Origin of the sequence: Bradyrhizobium sp. (assembly GCF_004799445.1) — a bacterium.
Taxonomy (GTDB): domain Bacteria; phylum Pseudomonadota; class Alphaproteobacteria; order Rhizobiales; family Xanthobacteraceae; genus Bradyrhizobium.
In genome coordinates, this window is sequence record NZ_SSNA01000007.1 from 1 (window position 1) to 6758 (window position 6758).

Below are 6758 nucleotides of genomic sequence, written 5' to 3' on the forward strand. Positions count from 1 at the left end.
CTCTCCATCGTTGCAAGGCCACATGAGGCGGGCCTTATACGTTCCTGGAGAGCTGATTCCCTTGCCTTTGTCTGGCTCGATCCCGGAATTACCCCATGTTGCAAAAATCGGTTGCTACCGATGGGTTGTCGGCCATCCAGTTAATGTCGGCCGGCTTTGATCCGCCGACCCTGGCGGCTCTACGCAACTTCGACGCTACGCAATGCACGGAGCCTGAGCGGGAGGCGGTCGTGCGACCAGTGCCGCGAACCGTCGCAGGTTCTGAGCGATGGCGGCCAGAACAAACTCATCCTGGGCACCTCGCGGGCCACGCAGTCGGAGCCGACCGAGCTTCAGGATGCGCTTCAAGTGGGCGAACCGCATCTCGATCTTTTTGCGTTCACGCCGTGACTGCTCAAAGCCCTCGGTCCCGGCGAGCGACCGGGCAACGTCCCGGGCATGCTCGTGGATATCGCGCGGGATCTTGCGCGATGGTTCCTTTGGGCAGCACTGCGGTTTGAGCGGGCATACATCGCAGTCGAGCTTGCTGGCGCGATACAGAAGTGTCTTTCCTTCATGCACTGTACCGCTCGTCCCAAGCCGCTTATCGCCGGGGCAATGGTAGACGTCGCTTGTCGGATCATATCGAAAGTCGCTGCGCGAGAAGGTGCCATCCTCTCGCTTCGACTTGTCGAACACGGGTATATGTGGCGCGATGCCCTTCTCCTCGACCAGCCAGTTCAGCATCGGAGCGGCCCCATAAGCCGTATCCCCGACAAGCCGCTCTGGCTTGAGGCCGAAGCGCTCCTCTGTTCGCTCGATCATGGTCTTCGCCGCGCCGACCTCGGCCTGGCGAATAGAGCGGGATGCCTCGACGTCAACGATAACACCGAACTTCACGTCGATGAGGTAGTTGTCGGAGTAAGCAAAGAATGCCGGCCCCTTGTGAGCACCGGTCCACTGGGCTGCAGGGTCGGACGGCGAGACGAACTTCGGGACAACCTCGCTGGCGGCGCCCCACGCCGTATCGTCGAGGGTCGCCAGATACTCCTTCACCGCCCGGCTCGATCTCTTGGGGTCGCGATCTCTGTGCCAGTCCGGCCCCGCGATCGAGCGCTGCTTGTTGGCATCGGCAGCAATCAGGCTGGCATCGACGGCAAAGCCTTCCCCACCCACTAGCCCGGCAGCAATACACGCCTCGACGACCCGCTCGAACACGCGACGGAAAACCTCTCCCTCGCGGTAGCGCTCGTTACGGGCGCGTGAGAACGCCGAATGATCCGGGATGGCACTCGTCCTGCGATATTGCACGTCGCCGGTGGCATGCCTGCTGACCGAACTTGTCTGGGAAAAATGGATTCTAAGTTCTCCGTTCTCGAAGCAATCGCCGGCTGCGCGGATGGCTTCGATCTCGGCGTGCGCAACCGCGTCGTGGTGTTCGGAAACCTTGTGGCGACGTGCGGCGAATACTTTTCCATCGCGAACGATGACGCAACCAATGTCAAAACGCCTCCGGCAAACCAGGGCGGTTTAAAATGGACGAGGTCTTGGCGCCTCCGCCCTTTATCAGACGGGCCCAACGGGAAGCGACGCGTTGGTTTCGACCAGGCCTAGCTGTTTAAGCTCTGCCCAGAATTGAGATGGAATCTTTGCTTGCAGAGAATTGAAGTCTTCTTGAATTTGCCGATCGCTTCGCGCTCCTACGACGAGGGCGACCGCGACATCGGGCGCCGCCGAGAATTGAAGCGCAGCTGTGCGCAGATCAACACCATAGCGAGCGGCTACCATTCGGAGCTTTTCGCGCCTTTCGATCACGGCCGCTGGAATTTTGAAATTCTCCTTGCCATAGTTGTATCGCGCGCTGCCGGATATGAAGCCGGCATTGAGCGCGGACCCAATGACGAGCGAAACATTCTTCTTGCGTACGGCCGGGAAAACTTCGTTCACGGCGTTGGCGTGATCGATCAATGAATATTGTCGGGCGCACAAACAGACATCGGGATCGGCATCATCGATGACCTTGAGGATGGGTTGCGGCGTGTTAACGCCGATACCCCAAGCCCGTATGATGCCCTCGTCGCGCATCTTCGAGAGTGCAGGAAAGGCGCCTTTGCGGGCGATCTTGTACTGCTCTTCCCAGCCGTTCGGGAAGTAGGCGAAGTCCGGGGAAATGTCGTGCACGAACGCGATGTCTAGACTGTCCACGCCGAGCCGCTGTAGGCTGTCCTCGATCGAGCGGCGGACGCCGTCGGCCGTGTAGTCGAAGACGATGTCATTCGGGGAATCTGACAGCGGATAGATTTCCGCATGCCGGTTGTTCTTCGATGCCTTGAACAGTTTTCCTACTTTGGAAGAGAGCAAATAGTCGTCGCGCTTCCTGTTGTGCAGAAAGTGTCCGAAGCGCCGCTCAGCGAGACCGAACCCATACCATGGAGCGACGTCAAAATATCGTACGCCCACATCCCATGCAGCTTCGAGCGTGCGTTCGGCTTCTTTGTCCGTATGTTTGTTGAACTCGTTGCCTAGGGATACCCCGCCGAGTCCAAAGCGAAACTCGGGCGTGAAGATCTGCTGCGCACGATTAGGCATGGTATTTGTTCCCTGTTGTTTCGGTTTGGACAGAACCTCTAAGGGCAAATGAGGTTCCTCGGCTTGCAGTCTCAAAGAAAAAGATGCTGCTGTCCGTTCATCGAGGCAGACCGGAGTTGACCGGCGTGCGCTCAGAACGACGCGAATGACCCGAAACGGACCTCGGAAGACCCAGCGGTACAGCGCGATGTTGCTTACCGCCAGGAGAGTCGATGCTAACGCCCAAGCCGTGGCGAAGTATATAAGAAGGGGAACGATGTACGATTAGGGGAATTGATAAAAGATTCCAAAATTGTTACGGAGTGTTCCATGGTATTGACCGGCAAGAAAATCGCTATCTTAGCGACAAACGGCTTCGAACAGTCGGAACTCGAACTACCGCGCGATCGGCTCGAGAAGGCCGGCGCAACCGTCGATATCGTCTCGCTCGCCGCAGGCGAAATCAAAGGTTGGGACAAAAAGGACTGGGGTCGCACAGTCAAGGTGGATAAGACGCTCGATCAGGTGTCGGCGTCGGATTATGATGCGCTGGTGCTGCCCGGCGGGCAAATTAATCCAGATCTCCTTCGGGTCGAGCCAAAGGCGCTTAATTTTATCAAAGACGTCTTCAACGCGAAAAAGATCGTTGCGGCTGTCTGTCATGCACCTTGGCTTTTGATTGAAGTAGGCATCGCAAAAGGTCGAAGGATGACATCCTACAATTCGATCAAGACTGACGTAATAAACGCGGGCGCCCGTTGGGAGGATTCGGAGGTGGTGATCGATCAAGGTTTAATTACTTCCCGCAATCCTGGAGACCTGGAAGCATTCAGTGCGAAGATCATAGAGGAGGTCAAGGAAGGGCGGCACCCACAGCGCAGCGCGGCGTGAGACTCTATCCGGCTGGCATTGTCCCACCAGATCTCGACCGTTCAAAGCAGGAGAAAGCCTTCAGGCTTTATCGTAAGAACGATGTCGCCATGTCTAGGCCTGGTACCCTTGCAGGCCGGCAGCGCGGACAACCCGCCTTCTGACCACCCAGATGGATGAAACCATGACCGAGACAGTGCGAACCCCGCCTTTTCTGCTTAGCGAAGGATATTATCGTGCTTGACATCAAAGACGACAAAACTAACACCCAAACCCATGAGATGACCGGCAAGTGTCCGTTTGGCGGCGACCGCATCGGCGGTTCGTTGGGAGCGCCCCCGACATTGTCGGACTGGTACCCTGATCGTTTGAAGGTCGAACTTCTCCATCAAAACGGACCGAGGGCGAATCCGCTCGGCGATCACTTCGACTATGCCACAGCCTTCAACACGATCGACTTCGTGGCGCTCAAGCAGGATATCAAGGAGTTTTTAAACTCTTCGGTTGCGTGGTGGCCGTCGGACTACGGTAATTACGGCCCGCAGATGATTCGCATGGCTTGGCACGCGGCCGGTACCTATCGTATCGCAGACGGGCGCGGGGGTGCCGGCGAGGCACTGCAACGCTTCGCGCCGGTTAGCAGCTGGTGGGACAACGGTAACACTGACAAGTCACGGCGCCTGATCTGGCCGATCAAGCAAAAATACGGGAGTGCGCTTTCCTGGGGCGATCTGATGGTCCTCACCGGAAACTGCGCGCTCGAGATCATGGGGTTTCCGACCTATGGCTTCGGCGGTGGTCGGCGCGATGCGTGGGAGGCCGACAGCAGCACCTATTGGGGCCCTGAGGTGTGGAACCCGAAGGATGTTTCCTCCTTTGACAGCATGGTGACGCGCGACAAGCGCTGGCGCGGTCAGAATGGCGACGCAGACTATGACCTTGAGAATCCGCTGGCCGCGACCCACCAAGCGCTGATTTACGTCAACCCGGAGGGTCCATATGCAAACGGCGATCCTATGGGATCGGCTCGCGACATCCGCATCGCCTTCACCCGAATGGCCATGAACGACGAGGAGACGGTTGCGCTGATCGCCGGCGGTCACGCCTTCGGCAAGAGCCATGGGATGGTGGCCGCCAAAAAGGTCGGACCTCCGCCGGAGATCGCGCCGATCGAGGCGATGGGCCTTGGCTGGCAAAATCCGGATGGCACCGGCTTTGCCGAATATGCGATGACCAACGGCATCGAAGGCAGCTGGACGCCGAATCCGACGCAGTGGGACAATAGCTATCTGGAAAACCTGTTCAAATTCAATTGGGAGCAGACGAAAAGTCCGGCCGGCGCGCTGCAATGGACACCGACCGACCCAAGTGCGCCCAAGACACCTGACGCACACATCCCCGGCAAAATAAACCCGCTGATGATGATGACCAGCGACATCGCACTCAAGACAGACCCCGAATATCGCAAGGTCTGCGAAAAATTCCTGAACGATTTCGACGCGTTCACCCAGGCCTTTTCGAAGGCATGGTACAAGCTGACCCATCGTGACATGGGCCCGCGCGAACGCTATCTGGGCCCGGAAAAGAAGCTTGAGAATGATCTCCTGTGGCAGGATCCTATCCCACCCTGCGAACATGATACGATCGGAGAGGCGGATGTCGCTGCGCTGAAGCAGTCGATCATAGCGACGGGCATTTCGGCGTCCGACCTAGTCTTCACGGCCTTTTCGGCGGCCGCCACCTACCGCAACAGTGACAAGCGTGGCGGCGCGAACGGGGGGCGGCTTGCGCTTGCGCCGCAGAAGGATTGGGCGGTCAACCGGCGAACCGTACCCGTAATCACGGCTCTCCGGGGCGTAGTAGAGAATTTCAACGGAAAGCAAACTGGCAACATAAAGGTTTCGCTTGCAGACCTCATCGTGCTCGGCGGCTGCGCGGCGCTTGAGAAGGCAGCGTCCGATGCGGGTGTCCAAATTTCGGTTCCTTTTACGCCGGGTCGCCGAGATACGACGCAGAAGCTGACCGACATTGAGATGTTCGATTGGCTGAAGCCAGTGGTCGACGGTTTCCGCAATTACGTCGACGATCAGTTTGCGGAAATTACGCAGGGGGTAGCGCCCGAGGAAATGTTCCTCGACAAGGCGCAACTGCTTGCACTCACAGCCCCCGAGTGGGTCGCGCTAGTCGGGGGGTTGAGGGCAATGGGTGCTAACTACGACGGGTCGGCAAATGGCATTTTCACCGATCGGGTCGGCGTACTTACCAACGACTTCTTCACCGTACTGACCAGCATGGATTATGAATGGAAGAAGGAGGACGAAAAGGGCATGATCTTTTCGCTCGATGACCGCGCAACGGGCAAACCGCGTTTCAAGGCGACGCGAAGCGACCTCATCTTCGGCTCTAACAGTCAGCTTCGTGCCGTTGCCGAGGTGTATGCGAGCAGCGGTGGGCACGCCCGGTTCGTGAAAGATTTCGTGCAGGTCTGGGACAAGGTCATGATGCTTGATCGTTTCGACGTTCGGATCTGAGACGCATCCGCGCAGTCAATAAGTTGTGAGTTTCGGGGGACATCATTTCAATTTTGATGGAGCGCGCCGCTCCGCGAGCTCAATTGCCCCGCCACCAGTGATGGGTCCGGTCGAAGCAGCTCACCAAAACTCGATCTTGTCATCTACTATAGCACCGCGAAGACGCCTGGTCTCGACGTGTCTCCAACTTTGTCAAATTCCGCCGACGAAATTTTCGAATGGGCACGTTATTGCTGCGTCGCATGAGTCTGTTATTGGCACCTTTGAGACATGCCGGGGCGGTCTGACGATGTCCGTTGATCGGGGAAGACCGGAAGTGATCGGCGCACCGGCAATTTGACGCGTTTGATCCAGAGCGGGCATCCGGCTGCCTTGAACTAAGTAGCAGCACCTTTCGAATCGTTGGCATCATCGCGCAAGGCACCTGGTCGTTGGCCTCAGCTTTTCCCCGCTGGGGCCTTTTTTGGGGCACAAGTCGCCGCGAATCCGCCAGCCTTTGCCGCGAGTAACTCTCGGAGGCACGATGGAGGTGGCGATGTCGCGCAGGCGAAAATTATCTTATCAGCCAACGTCCCAGTATAACGCCTACCTCGCAGGCTGGGTATTCGCCTTCTCGGTGGTGCTGGTGACAATCATGCTGATCGCGCATGGTGTGCATTTTTGATGCATGGAGATGACTATGCGCGGTTGACGTCAATCGGAGACGCGCCCCTCATTCAGCAACAATTCATGGATGAATCGCCACCTATCGCGCCGCCTTGGTCGGAAATCCAAAAGAGGAGACCGCCTATCCTGAAGCTCGCAAAAGAA

At 57.7% G+C, this 6758-nt stretch carries 4 protein-coding genes and 1 pseudogene; 3 read left to right on the top strand and 2 right to left on the bottom strand.

Features of this window, described 5'->3' with window-relative positions; genetic code table 11:
* Window positions 1–195: 195 nt before the first annotated feature.
* Both E8A46_RS00375 and E8A46_RS00385 read right to left on the bottom strand, forming a co-directional pair.
* Window positions 196–1269, bottom strand: a pseudogene (locus E8A46_RS00375) (IS1182 family transposase); the annotation flags it as partial.
* A 276-nt stretch (window positions 1270–1545) separates the two neighbouring features.
* Complete coding sequence (locus E8A46_RS00385) at window positions 1546–2568, bottom strand: aldo/keto reductase (protein WP_291556021.1); 1023 nt, start codon at window positions 2566–2568, stop codon at window positions 1546–1548.
* Window positions 2569–2877: 309 nt separating this feature from the next.
* Between E8A46_RS00385 and E8A46_RS00390 the strand changes: the two genes are divergently transcribed.
* The 3 genes from E8A46_RS00390 (at window position 2878) to E8A46_RS00400 (ending at window position 6612) form a co-directional block, all read left to right on the top strand.
* Window positions 2878–3438 carry a type 1 glutamine amidotransferase domain-containing protein gene (locus tag E8A46_RS00390; RefSeq protein WP_291556023.1) on the top strand — a complete coding sequence of 187 codons (561 nt, stop codon included), beginning with the start codon at window positions 2878–2880 and terminating at the stop codon, window positions 3436–3438.
* 260 nt (window positions 3439–3698) lie between these two features.
* Window positions 3699–5948, top strand: a complete 2250-nt coding sequence (gene katG, locus E8A46_RS00395) for a catalase/peroxidase HPI (protein ID WP_291556028.1) — start codon at window positions 3699–3701, stop codon at window positions 5946–5948.
* 535 nt (window positions 5949–6483) lie between these two features.
* On the top strand, window positions 6484–6612 hold the full coding sequence (locus E8A46_RS00400; RefSeq protein ID WP_291556025.1) for a hypothetical protein: 129 nt from the start codon (window positions 6484–6486) through the stop codon (window positions 6610–6612).
* The last annotated feature ends 146 nt before the right edge of the window (window positions 6613–6758 follow it).